Genomic DNA, 22,759 nt, shown 5'->3' on the forward strand with positions numbered 1-22,759 from the left:
CCGTAACACCCGAAAGGCCCCGTGAACACTTGTTCACGGGGCCTTTTGCGTTTCAACGCCGGGCAATATCGGAGAAGTAGAACTTATCCAACGTATGCCGCGACTCGGTGTATTCGAACTGCCGCCCATCCTGCAAAAACGTCTGGTTACTCACCACAATCACATGGCTCTGCCCATCCAGATCCAATAGCAGTTGATCGTCCTTGCCCCGGGGCACCGCTTCGATGGTGCGCTGGGCGTAGGCGATTTGCAGTTGCAGGGTTTGTTCGATGAAGGCGTAGATCGATTGTTCGGCGATGTCTCGGGACAGGCCGGGGATCACGTCGCTGACGAAATGGTTGATGTCGAGGATGACCCGTTTGCCGTCGATCCGCCGTACCCGTTTGATCCGCGTGATCAGGCTGCCTTCGTCGGCCTTGATGTGCTCTAGCAGCATGCCCTCCAGCGGTATCTGTTCGAACTCGACCACTTCGGTGCTGACGTCGTTGCCCAGGCGTGGGTAGGTTTCCTGGAAGCTGACGATGCCACCCAATTGAAATTCGATCGGGTTGGTCGACAGCACGAAGGTGCCTTTGCCGTGGACTTTCTGGGCGAAGCCACGCTCCTGCAATTGCTCGATGGCCTTGCGCACGGTGCCGCGACTGGCCTGGTAGCTGTCCATCAGTTCGGTTTCGGAGGGCAACCGCGCGCCACGTTCCAGACGTTCGGTGGTGATGCTGGCAAGCAGATCGGTGTAGATCTGGTTGTATTTACTCATGGGGATGGCTCTATGCCGCGCTGTACTCAAGGTTTTGAACCTTAAGGGCAGGGTAGGGAATTGTCCATGCGGCAATAGGTTTCTTTGACTTGAGGGGTAGGAAATTTCGCCGCCGGTCGGCTCCGGGACAAACAAAATCAAACTCGTCTGTACGAGTTGTTGCTTTAACTCGTACAGACGAGTACTTTTCGTTTCGGCGTGCTGCCAATAACAAAAAACTACAGCGGAAGAACAAGCATGAGCCACGACTATCCGAATATCGCCAGCGAGCTGCTTGTCAGCCTCGGTGGCAGCGACAACCTTGAGCAGGCCGCGCACTGCGTGACGCGTTTGCGCCTGGCCCTCAAGGACCCGAGCCTGGTCAACAGCGCCACGCTGAACCAGATCGATCTGGTCAAAGGCTCGTTCTTCACCGGTGGCCTGTTCCAGGTGGTGATCGGCCCCGGCGAAGTAGAAAAGGTCTACGCCGAATTGCGCCGGCAAACCGGTCTCGCGGCCTCGACCATCGCTGACGTTAAACAAAAGAGCGCCGACAAGATCAACGCCATGCAGCGTCTGGTGCGGGTGTTTTCCGACGTGTTCATGCCGATCCTGCCTGCGCTGGTGGTGGCCGGCCTGTTGATGGGCGTCAACAACCTGATTGGCGCCAAGGGCATGTTCATTGAGGGCAAGACCCTACTCGATGCGTATCCGGGCCTTGACGGCATCTGGAGCCTGATCAACCTGATGGCCAACACGTCGTTCGTGTTCCTGCCAGCCCTGGTGGGTTGGTCGGCATCCAAGCGTTTTGGCGGCAGCGAAATCCTCGGCATCGTGCTTGGCCTGATGCTGGTGCACCCGGACCTGCTCAATGCCTGGAACTACGGCAAGGCCGTGGCTGGGCTCGATGGGCAGAGCCTGCCGTACTTCGATATTTTCGGCTGGTTCAAGATCGAGAAGGTCGGTTACCAAGGGCAGATCCTGCCGATCCTGCTGGCGGCCTATGTGATGAGCGTCATCGAAAAATGGCTGCGGGCGCGGGTGCCGAATGCCGTGCAATTGCTGGTGGTGCCAATCACCACTCTCGTTGTTACCGGCGTGCTGGCGCTGGCGGTGATTGGTCCGGTGACCCGGCATTTGGGGATCCTGATCACCGAAGGCGTGGTCACCCTGTTTGACCTGGCGCCGATGGTCGGCGGGGCGATTTTCGGCCTGCTCTACGCACCGCTGGTGATCACCGGCATGCACCACATGTTCCTCGCCGTGGACTTGCAGCTTATTTCCACGCAGGGCGGCACCTTTATCTGGCCGATGATCGTCATGTCCAACCTCGCCCAAGGCAGCGCGGCACTGGCGGTGTTCTACATGACCCGCAACGTGCGGGACAAAAGCATGGCCTCGACCTCGGCGATTTCCGCTTACTTCGGCATCACTGAGCCGGCGATGTTCGGCGTCAACCTGCGCTACAAATTTCCGTTCTATTCAGCGCTGATCGGCTCGGCCATGGGCTGCATCTTCCTGTCGCTGAACAAGGTCCAGGCCTCGGCGATTGGCGTCGGTGGCTTGCCCGGTTTCATCTCGATCATTCCGCAGTTCATCCCGATGTTTGTCATCGGAATGATCATCGCCATGGTCGTGCCGTTTGTTTTGACCTGTGGGTTGAGCATGAAGATTGTTCGGCCGGGGTTTCGGGTTGCCTGACAGATCGTATTCGCGAGCAAGCCCGCTCCCACAGGTTGACCGCATTCCAATGTGGGAGCGGGCTTGCTCGCGAAGGGGCCATAACGGTCACCGCATCAATTAATGGAAGGAATAGCGCCATGCAAGACTGGCAACGTTCGGTGATCTACCAGATCTACCCGAAAAGCTTTCACAGCCACGCCGGCAACCCTACCGGGGATCTGCTCGGCGTCGTGGCCAAGCTCGACTACCTGCACTGGCTGGGCGTCGATTGCCTGTGGATCACGCCGTTCCTGCGTTCGCCCCAGCGCGACAACGGCTACGACATCAGCGATTACTACGCCATCGACCCGAGCTACGGGACCATGGCCGATTGCGAATTGCTGATCGCCGAGGCCGGCAAGCGCGGGATCAAGTTGATGCTCGACATCGTGGTCAACCACACCTCGATCGAGCACGAATGGTTCCAGCAGGCCCGCAGTAGCCTCGACAACCCATACCGCGATTTCTACATCTGGCGCGACCAGCCGAACAACTGGGAATCCAAGTTCGGTGGCTCGGCCTGGGAGTACGAAGCCCAGACCGGCCAGTACTTCCTGCACCTGTTCGACCACACCCAGGCTGACCTCAATTGGGACAACCCCAAGGTGCGCGCCGAGGTGTTCAAGATGATGCGCTTCTGGCGCGACAAAGGCGTCGGTGGTTTCCGTCTGGACGTGATCAACCTGATCTCCAAACCGGCGGACTTCCCCGAGGACAACAGCGACGGTCGGCGCTTCTACACCGACGGCCCGAACGTCCACGAGTACTTGCAGCAGATGCACCGCGAAGTGTTTGAAGGCCACGACCTGATCAATGTCGGCGAAATGTCTTCCACCAGTCTTGAGCACTGCATTCGTTATTCGCGGCCCGAGTCGAAAGAACTGTCGATGACCTTCAACTTTCATCACTTGAAAGTGGATTACCCGAACCTGCAAAAGTGGATTCGTGCCGACTTCGACTTCCTGCAACTCAAGCGCATTCTTTCGGATTGGCAGACTGGCATGCAGGCCGGCGGTGGCTGGAATGCGTTGTTCTGGTGTAACCACGATCAGCCGCGAGTGGTGTCGCGTTTTGGTCACGACGGCGAGCATCGAGTGGTGTCGGCGAAGATGCTCGGCACCGCGCTGCATTTCCTCCAGGGCACTCCGTTCGTGTACCAGGGCGAAGAGTTGGGCATGACCAATCCGGGCTTCGATCACATCGATCAGTACCGGGATGTCGAGACCCTGAACATCCATCGCCTCCAACGCAACGCCGGGGTCAGCGATGCCGACAACATGGCGGCGATCATGCAGAAATCCCGGGACAACGGCCGTACGCCGATGCACTGGAACGCCGAGCCGAACGCGGGTTTCAGCGTGGCCGAACCGTGGATCAGCGTGCCGGCCAACGCCGCGCAGATCAACGTCGCCAGCCAGTTCGACGACCCGGAATCGGTGCTGCATCACTACCGTCGGTTGATCGCGTTGCGCCGCGACGAAGCCTTGATGTCCGAGGGTGTGTACCGCCAGTTGCTGCCTGAACACAGCCAAATCTGGGCCTACACAAGGGAAGGTCAGGGCGAGCGATTACTGGTGTTGAACAACTTCTACGGCACAACCTGTGAAGTTGAGTTGCCGGATGAAGTGATCAGCGAAGCAATGACGCAACGATTGGTGATCAGCAACTACCCGGACTGTCCGTCGCGTAAGCGGCAGGTGTTTCTACGGCCCTTTGAGTCGTTCGTGCTGCACCTGACCAACTACTAAACAAGACCCGTTTCAAAAACACGCAGAACACTGCGCGGGGGAGTTTTGCGCGCTGTTTTTGCTGCAACACACAATAAAAATAATGGGGTAGCACTTGAAAACAACAATAAATCGCAGCCTTGTCGCCGCGGGCGTGTGCCTGGCTTTGCCACTTTCAGCACAGGCGCTGGAGTTCGGCGGTTACTTGCGCAGCGGCGTCGGCACTTCGACCAACAGCGGCAAACAACAATGTTTTCAACTGCCGGGGGCGCAGACCAAATACCGCTTGGGCAACGAATGCGAACAGTACGCCGAACTTGAATTGCGCCAGGATCTTTACACCCTGGACGACGGCTCGGTGCTCAGCGTCGATGGCATGGCATCCCTGTATAACCAGTACGACAAGGACCTGACGTTCAACGGCGACAACGGCTCGGTGCGCATGCCGCAGTTGTACGGGCAATGGTCGAACATGCCGAGCCTCAACGGCGGTTCGCTGTGGGCCGGGCGGCGCTACTACAAGCGGAACGATATCCACATTTCCGACTTCTACTATTGGAACCAGAGCGCCACCGGCGGCGGTGTCGAGGATGTGCTGATTGGCGATCTGAAATACAGCTACGCGTTCTCGCGCAAGGACAACCTGTACCAGAAGGACTACATCAACCGGCATGACTTCAACGTCGCCGGGTTCAAGACCAACCCCGGCGGTGAGCTGGAGGTGGGCCTGAGCTACATCGACAAACCCGACAGCCGCGACGCGCACCGGGGCTGGGCGATCACCACCCAGCATGTGCAGAAGGGTTTTCTCGGCGGCAAGAACAAACTGGCCTTCCAGTACGGCGAAGGCCCCGGCACCGGATTGGGTTATACCGGTAACGTGCAGCTCGACGACCGCAATAAAAGTTATCGCGTGGTCGAGTTTTTCGACTGGCAGGTGACGCCACGATTCGGCGGGCAGATCGAGGCGGTGTACCAGAAAGACATTCGCCCGGACGGCGCCGACCAGAACTGGCTGTCCCTCGGGGTGCGCCCGGCCTATGCGATCACCGAACAGTTCAAACTGGTGACGGAGTTGGGTCACGATCAGGTCGAGGCACCCGGCGGGACGCGCAAGTTGAGCAAATTCACCTTCGCCCCGACCTGGTCACCCAAGGGTCCGGAATTCTGGGCGCGCCCCGAGGTGCGTCTGTATTACACCTATGCGAGCTGGAACGAGGCGGCCAAACGGGCGGCCAATGAACTGGCGGCGGGCTCGGCGTTGTCCGACACCGGCGCCTTCGGCACGGCGCGCCACGGTTCCAATGTCGGATTGCAGGTCGAGTACTGGTGGAAATAAACGCATAACCTCGTAGGAGCTGCCGAAGGCTGCGATCTTTTGATCTTTCGCTCCAGACTCAAGCGAGTCCAGGAGAAAAGATCGCAACCTTCGGCAGCTCCTACGGGTATCGCAGCGTCTTTTAAAAGAACAAAACAGCAGGTGACGTCATGGCCACACCCCAACATTTGCAACTGCATGCGCCGCTGTCCGGCGTATTGATGCCACTGGACCTTGTCCCCGACCCGGTGTTTTCCACTCGGGTGATCGGCGATGGCCTGTGCATCGATCCGACTTCGAGCACCTTGTGCGCGCCGCTGGCCGGGGTGGTCAGCAATGTGCAGGCCAGTGGGCATGCGATCAGCATCACCGGGGAAAATGGCGTGCAGGTGTTGATGCACATCGGCCTCGACACGGTGAACCTGGCGGGCGATGGCTTCACGCGGTTGGTGGAGGAGGGTGAGCAGGTTGATGTCGGCCAGTCGCTGATCGAGTTCGATGCCGATTTTGTCGCGCTGAACGCCCGCAGCCTGCTGACATTGATGCTGGTGGTCAGCGGTGAGCCGTTTACGTGGCTGGTGCCCGAATCGGGCGTGGTCGACAGCGGCCAGCCGTTGCTTGATGTGAACACCGCAGGGCAAGCGGCGGATGACGTGGGCGCGGAGGAAGGCGAGGCACTGTTCTCCAAACCGGTGACCCTCGCCAACCCGAACGGCTTGCATGCGCGTCCGGCAGCGGTGTTTGCCCAGGCCGCCAAAAGATTTTCAGCGAGTATTTTCCTGCATAAAAAGCAGGACAGCGTGAACGCGAAATCCCTGGTGGCGATCATGACGCTGCAGACCGCTCACGGTGACGTGGTGCAAGTCAGCGCGGCGGGGCCCGATGCTGAAGAAGCGATCAAGACCCTGGCCGAGCTGTTGGCGTCGGGTTGCGGTGAAGCGGTGACGCCGCCGGTTGCGGCGAACGAGACCGAAGGTGTATCGCTGAAGGTGTTGCGCGGGGTTTGCGCATCGGCCGGATCGGCGTTTGGCCAAGTGGTGCAGATCACCGAACAGAAACTGGACATCGTTGAACTCGGCACCACTCCGCACGCTGAGCGCGATCATCTGGCCCGGGGCTTGGCCGAGGCATTGGCGGCCCTGCAACAACTGCGCGACAGCGCCGTTGGCGACGCGCAAGCAGATATCTTCAAGGCGCATCAGGAACTGCTCGAAGACCCGAGTTTGCTGGAAGTGGCTCAGGTGCTGATCAACGAAGGCAAAAGCGCTGCGTTCGCCTGGCGCGCGGCCACCGAGTCGACGGCAACTCTGTTCAAAAGCATGGGCAATGCCTTGTTGGCCGAGCGCGCGGCAGACTTGGCGGATGTCGGTCAGCGGGTGCTTAAACAGATTCTGGGTGTGCAGGATCATGCAATCGATCTGCCGGACGGCGCGATCCTGATCGCCGAACAACTGACTCCCTCCCAGACCGCCGGGCTCGATACCCGCAAGGTGCTGGGCTTCGCCACGGTCGGCGGGGGCGCCACCAGCCACGTCGCGATTCTGGCCCGGGCCGCCGGGCTGCCGGCGATCTGCGGCTTACCGGTTCAAGTGCTGACACTGGCCAATGGCACCCAGGTTTTGCTCGACGCCGATAAGGGCGAGCTGCATCTGGACCCGGATCTGTCCGTCATCGAACAACTGCAAGCCAACCTTCAGCAACAACACAAACGCCATCAACAGGACCTGGCCCACGCCTCGCTTGCCGCGTGCACCCGGGACGGTCATCACATCGAGGTCACGGCCAACGTCGCCTCGCTGGCGGAAACTGAACAGGCCATGACCCTTGGCGGCGAGGGCGTTGGGCTGTTGCGTTCGGAGTTCCTGTATCTGGACCGCCACCACGCGCCAAGCCACGACGAACAGGCGTCCACCTACAGCGCCATCGCCCGCGCCCTGGGCCCGACGCGCAATCTGGTGGTGCGCACCCTGGATGTCGGCGGCGACAAACCGCTGGCCTACGTGCCGATGGACAGCGAAACCAACCCGTTCCTGGGCATGCGCGGGATTCGCCTGTGCCTGGAGCGTCCGCAACTGCTGCGCGATCAGTTCAAGGCCATCCTCAGCAGCGCTGGACTGGCCCGTTTGCACATCATGCTGCCGATGGTCGCGCAGCTCTCGGAGTTGCGCCTGGCGCGGCAACTGCTGGAGGAAGAGGCACTGGCGCTGGGCCTCACGGAATTGCCGAAACTGGGGATCATGATCGAAGTACCTGCCGCTGCGTTGATGGCGGACCTGTTTGCGCCCGAGGTGGATTTTTTCTCCATCGGCACCAACGACCTGACTCAATACACCCTGGCCATGGACCGCGATCACCCACGCCTCGCCAGTCAGGCCGACAGCTTTCACCCGTCGGTGCTGCGCTTGATCGCCACAACCATCAAAGCAGCCCATGCCCATGGCAAATGGGTCGGCGTGTGCGGTGCGCTGGCCTCGGAAACCCTGGCGACTCCGCTGCTGCTGGGGTTGGGGGTGGATGAGCTGTCGGTGAGCGTGCCGCTGATTCCGGCGGTAAAAGCGGCGGTGCGTGAAGTGGATCTGGCGGATTGCCAGGCCATCGCCCAGCAAGTACTGGGGCTGGAAAGCGCCGAGCAAGTGCGCGAAGCGTTGCGGCTGTATCACGAGGCCACGGTCGATACTTCACTGGTTCTGGAGAACTGAGCATGTTCGAGAAAATGCAGCGGGCGTTCTGGAAAGCCCTGACCCCGGATCTGGTGGTGGATGAGCCCAAGGTCGTGGCGCCAATGGTGTCGGGGTTGGCGCCGGCGATTGTCGACGCGTTGGGCGGGGTGGATAACCTTAAATCGCAGAAATCGGTGGCGCTGACCCGGGTGCGGGTGGAGTTGCGGGATGTGCGGCGGGTGGATCGGCAGGCGTTGGATCGGGCGGGAGTGCCCGGCGTCATGCTGCTGGATGGCGGAGTGGCACACTTGATCACCGGCCTCCCACAATGATCGTTCCCACGCTCCGCGTGGGAATGCAGCCCGGGACGCTCCGCGTCCCATTCAAAGCCGAACGCGGAGCGTCCGTTGAGGCATTCCCACGCAGAGCGTGGGAACGATCACCTCTCCTGCGGCCATCCGCCGCCCCGCCCTTACTGTTTCTCAACCGCAGGTGTATCGTATTCGCCTTTTGCGGGCCCCTGGCCCGTCGCTGATACGTGAGGTAGTTGAGTTCATGTCCTTTACCCGTCGACAAATACTCGGTGGTCTGGCCGGTCTTGTGGTGGTTGGCGTGGGGGCCGGTGGCGCGTCGCGTTACTGGTTGGGCAAGATGGCCGACGCCGAGGCGGGCCACGATTACGAACTGATTGCCGCCCCGCTGGACGTCGAACTGGTTGCCGGGCACAAGACCCAAGCCTGGGCGTTCGGCCCGTCGGCGCCGGGCACCGAGTTGCGCGTGCGTCAGGGCGAATGGCTGCGGGTGCGTTTCATCAATCACCTGCCGGTCGCCACCACCATCCACTGGCACGGCATCCGCCTGCCGCTGGAAATGGACGGCGTGCCCTACGTCTCGCAGCTTCCAGTACTGCCGGGTGAGTACTTCGACTACAAATTCCGCGTGCCCGACGCCGGCAGCTACTGGTATCACCCCCACGTGAACAGCAGCGAAGAACTCGGTCGTGGCCTGGTCGGCCCGCTGATTATCGAAGAGCGCGAGCCTACCGGTTTCAAGTACGAAAAAACCCTGAGCCTAAAGAGCTGGCACGTCGATGAAGAAGGCGCGTTCGTCGCCTTTAGCATTCCTCGCGAAGCGGCTCGTGGCGGCACGGCGGGGCGGTTATCGACGATCAATGGCGTGCCACAAGCGGTGATCGACTTGCCCGCCGGGCAAATCACTCGCGTGCGCATCCTCAACCTCGACAACACCCTGACCTATCGCCTCAATATCCCCGGCGTCGAAGCGCAGATCTACGCGCTGGACGGCAACCCCATCGAACCGCGCCCGCTGGGCAAGGAATACTGGCTCGGCCCCGGTATGCGCATCTGCTTGGCCATCAAGGCCCCGCCGGCCGGTGAAGAGCTATCCTTGCGCAACGGTCCGGTACGTGTGGGCACCTTGCGTTCGGTGGCCAACAGCGACGCCCCGACCCAATGGCCGCCCGCGCTGCCCGCCAACCCGGTGGCCGAGCCGGACCTGGCCAATGCCGAGAAACTCAACTTCAATTTCGAATGGGTGGGCTCGGTGTCGGTCAACGTCGACAACGGCAAGCCGCCAAGCCTGTGGCAGATCAACGGCAAGGCCTGGGACATCACCGACAAGACCTGCGCCGATCGCCCGATTGCCAAGCTTGAAAAGGGCAAGAGCTACATTTTCGAATTGAAGAACATGACCCAATACCAGCACCCGATTCACCTGCATGGCATGAGTTTCAAGGTGATTGCCTCGAACCGGCACAAGGTCATCCCGTACTTCACCGACACCTACCTGCTGGGCAAAAACGAGCGGGCGCAAGTGGCGCTGGTGGCGGATAACCCGGGCGTCTGGATGTTCCACTGCCATGTGATCGACCACATGGAAACCGGCCTGATGGCCGCCATCGAGGTGGCGTGATGCGTCAGATTCGTCCCGCGGCCATCATCGACCGCAGCCGCGACCGCGATTTCATGCGCGAAGCCCTGGCCCTCGCCGCCCAAGGTGCGGCGCTGGGTGAAGTGCCGGTAGGCGCGGTGTTGGTACAAGACGGGGAAATCATCGGTCGCGGCTTCAACTGCCCGATCAGCGGCCATGACCCCAGCGCCCACGCGGAAATGGTCGCGATCCGCGCCGCCGCCCTGGCCGCCAGCAACTATCGCCTGCCCGGCAGCACCCTCTACGTGACCCTGGAGCCGTGCAGCATGTGCGCCGGCCTGATCGTGCATTCGCGGATCGCGCGGGTGGTGTACGGCGCCCTGGAGCCCAAGGCCGGGATTGTGCAGAGCCAGGGGCAATTCTTTACCCAGGGTTTCTTGAATCACCGGGTGTTGTTTGAGGGCGGGGTGTTGGCAGAGGAGTGTGGGACGGTGCTCAGCGAATTCTTCAAGGCCCGAAGAGCCAAACCCACCGAATAAACACTAAACAATGTGGGAGCGAGCTTGCTCGCGATAGCGGACTGACATTCAACATTGATGTTGGATGTTATGGCCTCATCGCGAGCAAGCTCGCTCCCACAGGGGATCTCCTTTGGATTGGAAATCGGGGTTTACTTGCGGGCGACGATCACGGCACGCATCGGCGCCGGCAGCCCTTCAACGGTCTTGCTGTGATCTTCCGGATCAAGGAAATCACTCAACGACTGATACTTCATCCACTCCGTCCCGCGTTGTTCCTCGACGGTGGTGTTGCTTACATCCACACAACGAACATCGGTAAACCCGGCACGTCGCAACCACAATTCCAGCGCCGGCACCGACGGCAGGAACCACACGTTACGCATCTGCGCATAACGGTCTTCCGGCACCAGCACCTGCTGCTGATCGCCTTCGATCACCAGCGTCTCCAGCACCAGTTCACCGCCCTTGACCAGGCAATCCTTCAGCGCCAGTAAATGCTCGATCGGCGAGCGGCGGTGGTAGAACACGCCCATGGAAAATACGGTGTCGAAGCCTTCCATGTTTGCTGGCAAGTCTTCGAAGGGGAACGGCAGGTGCCAGGCATTCGGCTCGGACAAGTAGCGCTGCACGGCCTGGAACTGGCAGAAGAACAGCCAGTTCGGATCGACGCCAATCACACTGTCGGCCCCGGCGCCGAGCATGCGCCACATGTAGTAGCCATTGCCGCAGCCGACATCGAGGATGCGTTTGCCCTTCAGGTCCAGATGCGGCGCGACCCGGGACCATTTCCAGTCCGAGCGCCATTCGGTGTCGACGTGCACGCCGAACAGGTCGAACGGCCCTTTACGCCACGGCGACAATCCCATCAGCGCGGTACGCATCTGCGCGCGGGTTTCGTCGTCGCAATCGGTGTCCAGAGTCAGGCCGTTGAGCAGGTCGACTTCGGTCGGCTGGATCTTCGGCAAGGCGTCCAGCGCACTTTGCCAGCGCTCCAGGTCGCCGTGGCCCTTCTCCATTTTCTTGTCGAGTTGCGCTTGCAGGGTGTTGGCCCAATCGGTCAGCGGGGTGCCGGCCAGACGGCGGGCGAGGGGGGACAGATCAATCATGGCAAGGCAATCAACGAGGCAAAGTTAAGACACTGGAACCACGGCACGACTTTCGAGAACCCGGCGGCCAGCAGGCGTTCGCGGTGTTCTTCGAGGCTGTCGGGCTTCATGACGTTTTCGATGGCGCTGCGCTTCTGGGCGATTTCCAGTTCGCTGTAGCCGTTGGCGCGTTTGAACGCGACGTGTAAATCAGTGAGTAACGCGTGTTCTTCAAGATCGTTGAAGCGCAGCTTCTCCGACAGGATCAGTGCGCCGCCGGGCAGCAACGACTGGCGGATGCGACTGAGCAACGCGGTGCGCTGATCAGGGGCAATAAATTGCAGGGTGAAGTTCAGCGCCACCACCGAGGCGGGCTGGAATTGCAGGGCGAGAATGTCGCCTTCGATCACTTCAACCGGCAGCAACTCCTGGAACATCGAGTCCTGGCCGTTGAGGTATTCGCGGCAGCGTTCGACCATCGCCGCCGAGTTATCCACAGCGATCACCCGGCAACCGTCGGTACGCACGTGACGGCGCAGGGCCTGGGTCACGGCGCCGAGGGACGAACCGAGGTCGTAGAGCACGCTGTTGGGCTGGGCGAACTGCGCGGCGAGCACGCCGAGGTTTTCGACGATGGTCGGGTAACCCGGCACCGAGCGCTTGATCATGTCCGGGAACACCCGCACCACGTCCTCGTTAAAGGCGAAGTCAGGCACCTGGGCCAAAGGCTGGGCGAAAAGGCGATCGGGTTCTTTGCTCACGGCGGTTCCAGCGGCGTAGGTGGAAAAGGCCGGCATTTTAGCCAAATTGACCGGGGGATGCGCGGGTTGTCTGATAAACCGCAGTGGACAGTGCGATCCATTGTGGCGAGGGAGCTTGCTCCCGCTGGGCTGCGTAGCAGCCCCAAATCTGGCGAGCGCTGCGCACTCGAGCGGGAGCAAGCTCCCTCGCCACAGAATTCAGCGTGGTTTGGGACCGAACGCCGACGCCGTAATCCCCCATTGCCCCACCCAGTAACTCAGGATGATCACATAAGGCGCCGCTTCAAACGGCATCACAAACCGGCTGATCCCGATCACGCTATCGGAAAACACAAACGCCACCGCGCCTGCCGCCGCCAGCCATGCCGAGCGCCGGGGCACATCGCTACCGAGCCTGGCCAGTGCTCGCCAAAGCATCGCGCTGATTGCCACGCCATAAACAATCACCGGCACCAGCAACGGCCCAAGTCCGTGGGAAATCAGAATCCCCAACAGCACCGCGCCCACCGCCACGGCCAGGATCAACGGCAACAGCGCCAAGCGCCGGCAATCGCTCAAGTACGCTTTCAGATACGCCAGATGCGCCACCAAAAACGCCCCCAGCCCAAACACAAACAAATCCCCCGGCCACGCCAGCAACACGTCACCGAGCAGGGAGAAAATCAGGCCGAGGCTGATCCAGCGGCGATACTCAGTGGGCGGCGCGTCGTGCAACCAGCCGAGCAGGGCCAGCACCGGCAACGGTTTGACCAGCAGGCAGAGCAGCGCGGCATGCACGCTCAACCCATACAGAAAGGTCACCGCGCCCATCAGCGCCAGAATCAGCCAGCCCACGATCAGTTAACCGAGATCGCGCAGTCGAAGGTTTTCACCGCCGGCACTTCCGGCGCCCACGGCTGAGAATACGTCAGACGCAAACGCCCGGTGCCGGTGGCGAAGGATTGAAAACGCCAGGTTGAAATCCCGGCGCTGCCAACGATCCCGGCGTCTTCCGGGTTGCTGTACACCTCAGGGCTGAGGGCGCGCAACACACCGCCGGCGGAATCCTGGATCGCCCAGCGATAACCCGTGGTCGGATTGCTCGGCAGAATCAGAATCAGGTTTTGCCCGTTGTTCAGTCTGGCCGGGCATTCACTTTGTTTTTCCACGGTCACGTTCTGTTTCGACGGCGTGGCGCAAGCGGCCAGCAGGGCGAGGGGGACAAACAGGCGGGTGGGGGACATAGGGTCAGTGGCTCCGGCATTCACGACGAACGGCGAGCATAACTGAAGATGAGACAAAGTGTGACAGTCGGTAATTGTTGACCAAGGATTTAATGCTGTGACTTCAACTTCCATTCTGTACCGCACGCCGCTGTCGTTTTTCTCGATGGCGGCGTCGTGGCACCTTGAAAACTCTTTACCGCCTGTTAATCATGTTTCCTTATATAAAACTCAAATTTTCCTTCCACGGTTATGGCTGGCGCGTTACCAATGTCTGATTTTACCGACAGTGAAAAACCTGTGATGTCGTACTTTCGAACGGCCGCACTTATATCCGTCACCACGATTTCTAATACGCCGGAAATAACAGAGTACTGATTGATTCGCTTGGTTGCGCCTTCATAGGCACGCTCCGAATAACCCGCACTGGAAAAAGACGCGCCCTGGTGCATCACATGCGGTCCGGTGGCAATATCTCTAAGCAGAACAAATGACGCGCGCCTATGGCTGTCGTCGCTCCCTTTGTTCACGTCGAAACCAATGACATAGTCTTCTGGCGCGTCCCGGCTATCGATAGATAAGTCCGTTGATTCAAACGAAACTCCTTCGGGCTTACTGGCGCTGCCCAGGATGCAGCTAATTTTTCCGTTGATGTTTCTGAACATAGTCTCTACTCCGTTGATGTTTGAGTTGGAGTGTGTCCAGTGCACCAGCGGCTAACCACTGTCAAAGTTGACAGTTTTTTAGAATGATTTGATATAGGTTGGCAAACCTTTCGATTCGGAATAAAAAAATGGCCGGGGTTCAGACCGGCCATTTACTACATCGCTACTTCTGTGCAACTGAATCAGAACAATATCTTCGCCACATCCGCAAACCGCTTGGCAAAGTGCACCGTAATCCCTTCCTTCAAATAATCCGGCAATTCCTCGAAGCTGCCACGGTTCGGCTCCGGCAGGATCAGTTCAAAGATCTTCTGCCGCCGCGCCGCGATCACCTTCTCGCGTACCCCGCCAATCGGCAGGACATGCCCGGTCAGCGTCAGTTCGCCGGTCATGGCGATGCCTTTTTTCGGCGCCTGGTTACGGGCCAGGGAGAGCAGGGCGCTGGCCATGGTCACGCCGGCGCTCGGGCCGTCTTTCGGAGTGGCGCCTTCCGGGACGTGGAGGTGGACGAAGGCCTCGTCGAAGAACTTCGGATCACCGCCAAACGACTTCAGGTTGGAGCTGACGTAGCTGTAGGCGATTTCCGCCGACTCTTTCATCACATCGCCCAATTGCCCGGTGAGTTTGAAGCCACGGTTGAGGGTGTGAATCCGCGTCGCTTCAATCGGCAGGGTCGCGCCGCCCATGCTGGTCCAGGCCAGCCCGGTAATCACGCCGGTGCCCGACAGCACTTGTTCGTTGCGGAACACCGGATGACCGAGTGAGGCTTCCAGGTCTTTGGGGCCGATCTTGATCACCGCTTTCGGCTCGTCGATCAACTTGACCACGGCTTTGCGCACCAGTTTGCCCAGTTCTTTTTCCAGGTGGCGCACCCCGGCTTCACGGGCGTATCCGTCGATCAATGCTTTCAACGCGCTGTCGCTGATGCTCAGGCTGCCTTTCGACACGCCGGCCTTCTCCAGTTGCTTCGGCCACAGATGACGCTTGGCGATGGCGATTTTTTCTTCGGTGATGTAGCCCGACAGGCGAATCACTTCCATCCGGTCGAGCAACGGGCCGGGGATCGAGTCCAGGGTGTTGGCGGTGCAGACGAACAGCACTTTCGACAGGTCCAGGCGCAGGTCCAGGTAGTGGTCGAGGAATTCGACGTTCTGTTCCGGGTCGAGGGTTTCCAGCAGCGCCGAGGCCGGGTCGCCCTGGTAGCTCTGGCCCATCTTGTCGATCTCGTCGAGCATGATCACCGGGTTCATCACTTCGACATCTTTCAACGCCTGCACGAGTTTGCCCGGCTGCGCGCCAATGTAGGTGCGGCGATGACCCTTGATCTCGGCCTCGTCACGCATGCCGCCCAGGCTGAAGCGGTAGAACGGCCGGCCCAAGGATTCAGCGATGGATTTGCCGACGCTGGTCTTGCCCACGCCCGGCGGACCCACCAGCAGCACGATGGAACCGCTGATCTCGCCTTTATAGGCACCGACCGCGAGGAATTCGAGGATGCGGTCCTTGATGTCGTCGAGGCCGGCGTGGTGTTTATCCAGCACCTTGCGCGCGTGCTTGAGGTCGAGTTTGTCCTCGCCATACACGCCCCACGGCACCGAGGTCGCCCAGTCGAGGTAGTTGCGGGTCACCGCGTACTCCGGCGAACCGGTCTCGAGGATCGACAGTTTGTTCATTTCCTCTTCGATGCGTTTTTGCGCCTGGGGCGGCAGGACCTTGCCTTCCAGGCGTTGCTCGAACTGCTCGATGTCGGCGCTGCGATCATCCTTGGTCAGGCCCAGCTCCTGCTGGATGACCTTGAGCTGTTCCTTGAGGAAAAACTCGCGCTGATGCTCGCCGATCTTGCGGTTCACTTCGGCGGAGATTTCTTTCTGCAGGCGCGCGACTTCGACTTCTTTGCGCAGCATCGGCAGGACTTTTTCCATGCGCTTGAGCATCGGCACGCAGTCGAGCACTTCCTGCAACTCGCCACCGGTGGCGGAGGTGAGGGCGGCGGCGAAGTCGGTCAGGGGCGATGGATCGTTGGGGCTGAAGCGGTTGAGGTAGTTCTTCAGCTCTTCGCTGTACAGCGGGTTGAGCGGCAGCAGTTCTTTGATCGCATTGATCAGCGCCATGCCGTAGGCCTTGACCTCATCGGTCGGCTCGGTGGGCTGGTGCGGGTATTCGACTTCCACCAGGTACGGCGGTCGATGGTGCTTGAGCCAGGTTTTGATGCGCACCCGGGTCAGGCCCTGGGCGACGAACTGCAATTTGCCGTTTTCACGACTGGCGTGGTGCACCTTGACCAGGGTGCCGTACTCCGGCAGCGCGCCGGTATTGAAATGACGCGGATCTTCCTGGGGCGTGTCCATGTAGAACAGGGCCAGGGAGTGATGATCGGATTTGCTCACCAGGTCCAGTGTTTCCGCCCACGGCTCTTCGTTGACGATCACCGGCAGCACTTGGGCCGGGAAGAACGGGCGATTGTGGATCGGGATGATGTAGACCTTGTCCGGCAGGTTCTGGCCAGGCAGGGCAAGGCCTTTGCCGGTGGAATGGTGTTCGATGTGGTCGGTTTCGGCGTAGTCGCTCGGGTCTTCAGGGAATTCTTGCTGGTCGCTCATGGGGCACCTGCGCAATGGGGTATGGGTCTTAGATGGGGCAGGTGGGGGGTGGTTTCAATGGCAATGGATATTTCAGGGTGTGTGTTCAGGGTTTTGACAGGTCATTGTCTTGAAGAACACCGATTCACTGTGGGAGCGGGCTTGCTCGCGAAGACGATTTCACATCCAACAGTGATGCTGACTGACCCACCGCTTTCGCGAGCAAGCCCGCTCCCACAGGGGATCAGTGGTGTATTGAAAATTGCGTTCTTTTCACACAAAAAAAGGCGACCCCCTCACAGGAGTCGCCTTTCGTTTAACCGCCGCTAACACTTACTCGGACAGTTTGTACGCCATCACATAGTCACCCTGCTTGGTGCCCAGCGACCCGTGGCCGCCGGCGACGACGAGCACGTATTGCTTGCCGTCTTTGCCGGTGTAGGTCATCGGCGTGGTTTGCGCGCCTGCTGGCAGGCGGCCTTCCCACAGTTGCTTGCCGTTTTTCACGTCATAGGCACGCAGGTACTGGTCGAGGGTGCCGCTCAGGAAGGCCACGCCACCGGCGGTGGTGAACGTGCCGCCCAGGCTTGGCACGCCCATGCTCAGTGGGATCGGAACCGGCGAGCTGTCGCGCACGGTGCCGTTCTTGTGTTTCCAGATGACTTTGCTGGTGGTCAGGTCCACCGCGGTCACGTAACCCCAGGCCGGTGCCTGGCACGGCAGGCCCATTGGCGACAGCAGCGGTTCCAGGACCACGCCGTAAGGCGCGCCTTTGTTCGGCTGCACGCCTTCGGTTTCGCTTTTACGCGGGCCTTGGGCAGCGATTTCGGCGGCCGGGATCAGTTTCGATTTGAACGCCATGTAGTCCGGGTTCATGAAAGCAATCTGGCGCACCGGGTCAACCGAGATACCGCCCCAGTCGAACACACCGAAGTTGCCCGGATAGACGATCGAACCTTGCAGCGATGGCGGGGTGAACGGGCCTTCGTAGCGCAGGGATTTGAAGTCGATCCGGCAGATCAGTTGGTCGAACGGAGTCACGCCCCACATGTCGCGTTCTTTCAACGGCGGTGGCATGAGGTTGAGGTCGGATTTCGGTTGGGTCGGCGAGGTGTGATCACCGGCGACAGCGCCTTGTGGCACCGGCACTTCGTTGATCGGCACAATCGCTTGGCCGGTGCTGCGGTCCAGCACGTAGATGCTGCCTTGCTTGGTGGATGCGAGCACCGCTGGCTTCACGCCGTCAGCGGTTTTCAGGTCCATCAGGGTTGGCTGGCCGCCGACGTCCATGTCCCACAGGTCATGGTGGGTGAACTGGAAGTGCCACTTCACATGCCCGGTGTTGATGTCCAGGGCGGTCAGGCCGGCCGCGTGCAATTCCGACTCAGGCGTGCGGGCGCCACCGAACTGGTCCGGGGTCTGGTTGCCCATCGGCAGGTAAAGCATGCCGAGTTTTTCATCGACCGCGAACATGGACCACATGTTCGGCGAGTTGCGGGTGTAGGTCTTGCCTTCGGCAATCGGCGTCGTATCGTCCGGGTTGCCGCTGTCCCAGTTCCACACCAGTTTGCCGGTGTGCACGTCGAACGCGCGGATTACGCCGCTTGGTTCGTCGGTGGAAACGTTGTCGGTGACGTGGCCGCCAATCACCACCAGGTCTTTAGTGACCGCTGGAGGCGAAGTGGAGTAGTAACCGCCAGCGGTGAAGCTGCCGATGTTGGCGCGCAGGTCGATCTGGCCTTTGTCGCCGAAGTCTTCGCACATCTTGCCGGTGTCGGCGTTCAGGGCGATCAGACGGGTGTCGGCGGTCGGCAGGAAGATCCGGCGCGGGCAGGCATTGCTGGCGGCGGCCGGGCTGGCGCTGCCGGTGGGGCTCTGCTCGGAGGCGTACACGGCGTCATCGTGATACGACACGCCACGGCAGGTCATGTGCGCCCAACCCTTGAAGTTCGCCGCGTTTTGCGTGGAGAGCTTCGGATCGAAACGCCAGATTTCCTTGCCGGTGTCCGGGTCCAGCGCGATCACCTGGCTGTGCGGCGTGCACACGTAGAGCATGCCGTTGACTTTCAGCGGGGTGTTTTCGGCGGTGGTTTCGCCCGGATCGTTAGGACCGGGAATGTCGCCCGTGCGGAAGGTCCACGCCGGAACCAGCTTGTGCGCGTTTTCCGGGGTGATCTGCGCCAGTGGCGAGTAACGATCACCGTGGGCGCTGCGGCCGTAGGAGTTCCAGTCACCGTCCGGCATGGCCGGGGCGGTGTTGGTCATGCCCGGCACGCTGTCGCGGTCCAGTTGACCCTTGGTTTCACCGGGATTGGTGAATTGGCTGGCCAGTGCAGCGGCGCCCGCGAGCACCACGGCCACGCCCAGCGCGCCGGTGCCCATCGGTGCAGCACCGGTGCGCAACAGCGGACGGCGGAACCACGGCAGCAGCATGACGATGCCCAGGGCGAACAGCATCGCCAGGCGCGGCACCAGTTGCCACCAGTCGAGGCCGACTTCCCACAGCGCCCAAACGGTACTGGCGAACAGCACCAGTGCGTACAGGCCCAGCGCAGCGCGGCGGGCGGCAATCAGCAGCACGCCGGTCAGCGCCAGGCCGATACCGGCCAGCAGGTAATACAGCGAGCCGCCGAGCATGCTCAGCTTGATCCCCCCGGCCAGCATGGCCAGGCCCATTAGCAGAAGCAGGATACCGAGCAGGCTCGGTAGCAGACGGCTTCGACTCAAAGCACCATCAGTGCTCATAGTGTGGTTCTCCGTGACGTTTTAAGTAGTCCCGCGCAAGTTCACTGTAGATGACGATCAGGCGCGGGCATGGTTCAGTTAAATCTGTAGGAGCGAGGCTTGCCCGCGAAGGCGGTGTGTCTGCCAACATCAATGTTGAATGTGATGGCCTCTTCGCGGGCAAGCCTCGCTCCTACAGGGGTTGCGGTGTGGTTAGAACGAGGACTGGATCTTGATCCCGCCAATCAGCGCGTCATCGACCTTGTCCACGCCACCGGGGTGGCGGATGTATTGCAGGTTCGGGCGCACGGTCAGCCAATTGGTCACGTGCACGCCGTAATAGAGTTCGGCGCTGTATTCGGTGTCTTGCGGCGGCAGGAACGACGGATCGTCGTAGTCATAAACGGCGCGGGCCTGGTTGGTCGCCTCGGCGTTCTTGCGGTAGGCCGGGTTAACGTGGACGCGGGCCAGGGCGAAACCGATATCGTCCTTGGCCCGGGCATCGAACAAGCCTTTGTAGACCACGCCAGCCTGGACGTAGTTGTCGATGGCGTTGGTCTTCTTGTCGTGCATCGTGCCGTTGGCGAACACGCTCAAGCCTCGGGAGTTGTCGCTGGCGCGGCTGGTGATCTGCTGCTGCACCCCGAGCCATACACCGTGCTTGCTCGACGCGCTGCGGTACGCCTCGCCGCTCAGGGCCGCAGGCTGGCCATTACTGTCCTTGTAGGCGTCGGTGGCCTTGGCGTTGCTGTAGTAATAACCGGCACGGTACTCGCCGGGCAGGCCGTTGAGCTTGGGCGTCCACACCAGCTCAATCGGCAGGATCGCGCCCTGGGTGCCGCTGCCGCTGAGCTTGAAGCCATTGCCGCGATCCAGGTTCGACGGGTTCTGCTCATACGCGCCGACCTGCGCGTACAGCTCCGGGGTCAGGTGATATTTGACCCGCATCGCCCACTGGCTGACCGGCCAGTTGTACCAGATGCCACCCACCCAGTTACCCACTTGCGAACCGCAGAACGCCAGGTTCTGGAAGTCGCAGGGGAAGCTGTTGAAGTCTTCGCCTTCGCCAAAGCGGCCGACCTTGATGTCGAGCTTCTGGTCGAAGAATTTCTGCTGGTACCACATTTGGGTCAGGCGCCAGGTCTGGCCACGGCCCCAGACTTCCTGGGCCGAAGTGAAGCCGCCGACCCGTGGATCGTTGATCCGGTCGTTGCTGATGTTGTTGCCGTTGCGTTCGGTGATGGTCAACTGAAATTCAGCGTCGTCCCAACCGAGGATCTTCTGCAAATCCAGGTGCGTGCCGAGGCCGAACTGGTCGCTGTAGCGCGCCGTGCGGTCGTGGTCATAGCCGCCGTGCAGGTTGCTGCCCATTTCGCCGGTGTAATCGACTTTGAAGTCGTAGCCTTTTTCCGCGAGCTCTGTGCGCGTGCCGTTCCAGTCGCCGAGCATCCACTGGGAGTCACTGTCGAAAGCCGGGGCGGCGTGCACGCAAGTGGCGAGGCCGAAGGCGCTGAGGCCGCCGAGCAGGTTCAGGGTTTTTCGCTGGGCAACAGGGGTGAAGACAGCGCTGTCTCGCGGAGCTGGAAAATCGGGCATAAAGTAGAAATTCTTGATCTTTTTCTGGGGAGTGAACTGAACGCAACGAGGTGGCGTGGGCAGTGAAGCGTTTCAGCTTAAGGGCGGCAGGATAATGTTCTGTAACAAAGAGAGAAAGGGCTTTTACTGACATGCAGCTTTTCGGATTTGGTAACAGTCCGCTGCGACAGGCTGCCGCAGGGGATTAACCGGCAAAAAATACACAACCTATGGGAGCGGGCTTGCTCGCGAAAGCGGTGTGCCAGACAACAGAACTGTTGAATGTTCAACAGCCTTCGCGAGCAAGCCCGCTCCCACAGGGATTTAGGGTGTTCAGGTATTGATCAGCTCAACAGATACACCGGAAAACACTCACACAGATGCATCACTCGGCGCCGGGTGTTGTCCAGCAGCGCGGCGTTGTTCGGTTGTTCCAGCAGGTCGGCGATCAGGTTGGCCACTTCGGCGCATTCCGCTTCGCCGAAGCCTCGGGTGGTCAGGGCCGGGGTGCCGATGCGGATGCCGCTGGTGATCGCCGGTTTCTGCGGATCATCGGGAATCGCATTCTTGTTCAGGGTGATGTGGGCGCTTTCCAGCAGTGCTTCGGCGTCCTTGCCAGTGATGTTCATCGAGCGCAGGTCGAGCAGGAACATGTGGCAATCGGTGCCACCGGACACCACGCGCAAACCCCGGCGGGTGAGGATGTCGGCCATGGTCCGGGCGTTGTTGATCACCCGTTGCTGGTAGTGCTTGAAACTGTCGCTCAGGGCTTCGTTGAAGGCCACGGCTTTGGCGGCGATCACGTGCATCAACGGCCCGCCCTGGTACACCGGGAAAATCGTCTTGTCGAGCAGGGCGGCGTATTGCGCCTTGGCCAGGATCAAGCCACCGCGCGGGCCGCGCAGGGTTTTGTGGGTGGTGGAGGTGATGAAGTCGGCGATGCCCACCGGCGACGGATAAACCCCCGCCGCGATCAGCCCGGCGTAGTGGGCCATGTCGACCATCAGGTAAGCGCCGATTTCATCGCAGATTTTGCGAAAGCGCGGGAAGTCGATGGTCCGCGAATAGGCTGAGGCCCCGGCGATGATCATTTTCGGCCGGTGTTCCCGGGCCAGGGCTTCCATTTCGGCGTAGTCGAGGGTTTCGCTTTCCTTCTCCAGCCCGTAGGAAAACGCCTTGTAAAACTTGCCGGAGAAATTCACCGAGGCGCCATGGGTCAAGTGACCGCCGTGGGCCAGGGACATGCCGAGGATGGTGTCGCCCGGTTCCAGCACCGCGAGAAAAACCGCCTGGTTGGCCTGGGAGCCGGAATGCGGCTGGACGTTGACGTATTCGCAGTTGAACAGCTTGCGGGCGCGTTCGATGGCGAGGTTTTCGATTTCGTCGACCACCTTGCAACCGCCGTAGTAACGCTTGCCCGGATAGCCTTCGGCGTACTTGTTGGTGAGCACCGAGCCCTGGGCCTGGAGCACTTCTTCGCTGACATAGTTTTCCGAAGCGATCAGCTCCAGGTGGGTTTCCTGACGATTGCGTTCGCGGTCAATCAGGCGGGCAACGGCGGGGTCGAAATTTTGCAGGCTCATGCTGAGGTTCC

Annotated in this window: 17 protein-coding genes; 7 read left to right on the forward strand and 10 right to left on the reverse strand. The window is 60.6% G+C overall.

Annotation, left to right across the window (positions count from 1 at the left end):
• Positions 1 to 52 precede the first annotated feature (52 nt).
• Positions 53 to 757: a trehalose operon repressor gene (gene treR, locus BK665_RS30825; protein ID WP_123410249.1), complete on the reverse strand. Its 705-nt coding sequence runs from the start codon at positions 755 to 757 to the stop codon at positions 53 to 55.
• 237 nt (positions 758 to 994) lie between these two features.
• Here treR and treP point away from each other — a divergent pair, with 237 nt between their 5' ends.
• The 7 genes from treP (at position 995) to tadA (ending at position 10,592) form a co-directional block, all read left to right on the forward strand.
• Positions 995 to 2,437, forward strand: a complete 1,443-nt coding sequence (gene treP / locus BK665_RS30830; protein WP_123410250.1) for a PTS system trehalose-specific EIIBC component — start codon at positions 995 to 997, stop codon at positions 2,435 to 2,437.
• A gap of 119 nt (positions 2,438 to 2,556) precedes the next feature.
• Positions 2,557 to 4,206, forward strand: a complete 1,650-nt coding sequence (gene treC, locus BK665_RS30835) for an alpha,alpha-phosphotrehalase (protein WP_123410251.1) — start codon at positions 2,557 to 2,559, stop codon at positions 4,204 to 4,206.
• Between the two features lie 94 nt (positions 4,207 to 4,300).
• Positions 4,301 to 5,524: a maltoporin gene (locus BK665_RS30840; protein WP_123410252.1), complete on the forward strand. Its 1,224-nt coding sequence runs from the start codon at positions 4,301 to 4,303 to the stop codon at positions 5,522 to 5,524.
• 149 nt (positions 5,525 to 5,673) lie between these two features.
• A complete protein-coding gene (gene ptsP, locus BK665_RS30845) occupies positions 5,674 to 8,202 on the forward strand; it encodes a phosphoenolpyruvate--protein phosphotransferase (RefSeq protein ID WP_123410253.1) in 2,529 nt (842 codons plus the stop codon).
• Between the two features lie 2 nt (positions 8,203 to 8,204).
• The gene (locus BK665_RS30850; protein ID WP_123410254.1) at positions 8,205 to 8,495 is read left to right on the forward strand and encodes a PTS sugar transporter subunit IIB; all 291 of its coding nucleotides are present in this window, start codon (positions 8,205 to 8,207) and stop codon (positions 8,493 to 8,495) included.
• A gap of 223 nt (positions 8,496 to 8,718) precedes the next feature.
• On the forward strand, positions 8,719 to 10,095 hold the full coding sequence (locus tag BK665_RS30855) for a multicopper oxidase family protein (RefSeq protein ID WP_123410255.1): 1,377 nt from the start codon (positions 8,719 to 8,721) through the stop codon (positions 10,093 to 10,095).
• Positions 10,095 to 10,592, forward strand: coding sequence for a tRNA adenosine(34) deaminase TadA (gene tadA, locus BK665_RS30860; protein ID WP_123410256.1), 498 nt, complete (start codon positions 10,095 to 10,097; stop codon positions 10,590 to 10,592). Before BK665_RS30855 ends, tadA begins: the two co-directional genes overlap by 1 nt.
• Positions 10,593 to 10,723: 131 nt before the next feature.
• On the opposite strand, the gene cmoB is transcribed toward tadA, so the two are convergent.
• The 9 genes from cmoB to glyA form a co-directional block, all read right to left on the reverse strand.
• Positions 10,724 to 11,680, reverse strand: a complete 957-nt coding sequence (gene cmoB, locus BK665_RS30870) for a tRNA 5-methoxyuridine(34)/uridine 5-oxyacetic acid(34) synthase CmoB (protein WP_123410257.1) — start codon at positions 11,678 to 11,680, stop codon at positions 10,724 to 10,726.
• Positions 11,677 to 12,456, reverse strand: coding sequence for a carboxy-S-adenosyl-L-methionine synthase CmoA (gene cmoA, locus BK665_RS30875; RefSeq protein WP_185076687.1), 780 nt, complete (start codon positions 12,454 to 12,456; stop codon positions 11,677 to 11,679). Before cmoA ends, cmoB begins: the two co-directional genes overlap by 4 nt.
• A 162-nt stretch (positions 12,457 to 12,618) precedes the next feature.
• Positions 12,619 to 13,254, reverse strand: coding sequence for a lysoplasmalogenase (locus BK665_RS30880; protein WP_123410259.1), 636 nt, complete (start codon positions 13,252 to 13,254; stop codon positions 12,619 to 12,621).
• A 2-nt stretch (positions 13,255 to 13,256) separates the two neighbouring features.
• Positions 13,257 to 13,643, reverse strand: a complete 387-nt coding sequence (locus BK665_RS30885; RefSeq protein WP_123410260.1) for a protease inhibitor I42 family protein — start codon at positions 13,641 to 13,643, stop codon at positions 13,257 to 13,259.
• Positions 13,644 to 13,828: 185 nt separating this feature from the next.
• The gene (locus tag BK665_RS30890) at positions 13,829 to 14,287 is read right to left on the reverse strand and encodes a hypothetical protein (protein WP_123410261.1); all 459 of its coding nucleotides are present in this window, start codon (positions 14,285 to 14,287) and stop codon (positions 13,829 to 13,831) included.
• Positions 14,288 to 14,469: 182 nt separating this feature from the next.
• On the reverse strand, positions 14,470 to 16,887 hold the full coding sequence (lon, locus tag BK665_RS30895) for an endopeptidase La (RefSeq protein WP_123410262.1): 2,418 nt from the start codon (positions 16,885 to 16,887) through the stop codon (positions 14,470 to 14,472).
• A gap of 312 nt (positions 16,888 to 17,199) precedes the next feature.
• Positions 17,200 to 19,611 (reverse strand): glucose/quinate/shikimate family membrane-bound PQQ-dependent dehydrogenase, encoded by a 2,412-nt coding sequence (locus BK665_RS30900; protein ID WP_123410263.1) that lies wholly within the window; start codon positions 19,609 to 19,611, stop codon positions 17,200 to 17,202.
• Between the two features lie 192 nt (positions 19,612 to 19,803).
• The gene (locus tag BK665_RS30905) at positions 19,804 to 21,186 is read right to left on the reverse strand and encodes a carbohydrate porin (protein ID WP_123410264.1); all 1,383 of its coding nucleotides are present in this window, start codon (positions 21,184 to 21,186) and stop codon (positions 19,804 to 19,806) included.
• 323 nt (positions 21,187 to 21,509) lie between these two features.
• The gene (gene glyA / locus BK665_RS30915) at positions 21,510 to 22,748 is read right to left on the reverse strand and encodes a serine hydroxymethyltransferase (RefSeq protein WP_123410265.1); all 1,239 of its coding nucleotides are present in this window, start codon (positions 22,746 to 22,748) and stop codon (positions 21,510 to 21,512) included.
• Positions 22,749 to 22,759: the final 11 nt, after the last annotated feature.

The organism is Pseudomonas frederiksbergensis (genome assembly GCF_003732665.1).
Taxonomy (GTDB): Bacteria; Pseudomonadota; Gammaproteobacteria; order Pseudomonadales; family Pseudomonadaceae; genus Aquipseudomonas; species Aquipseudomonas frederiksbergensis_G.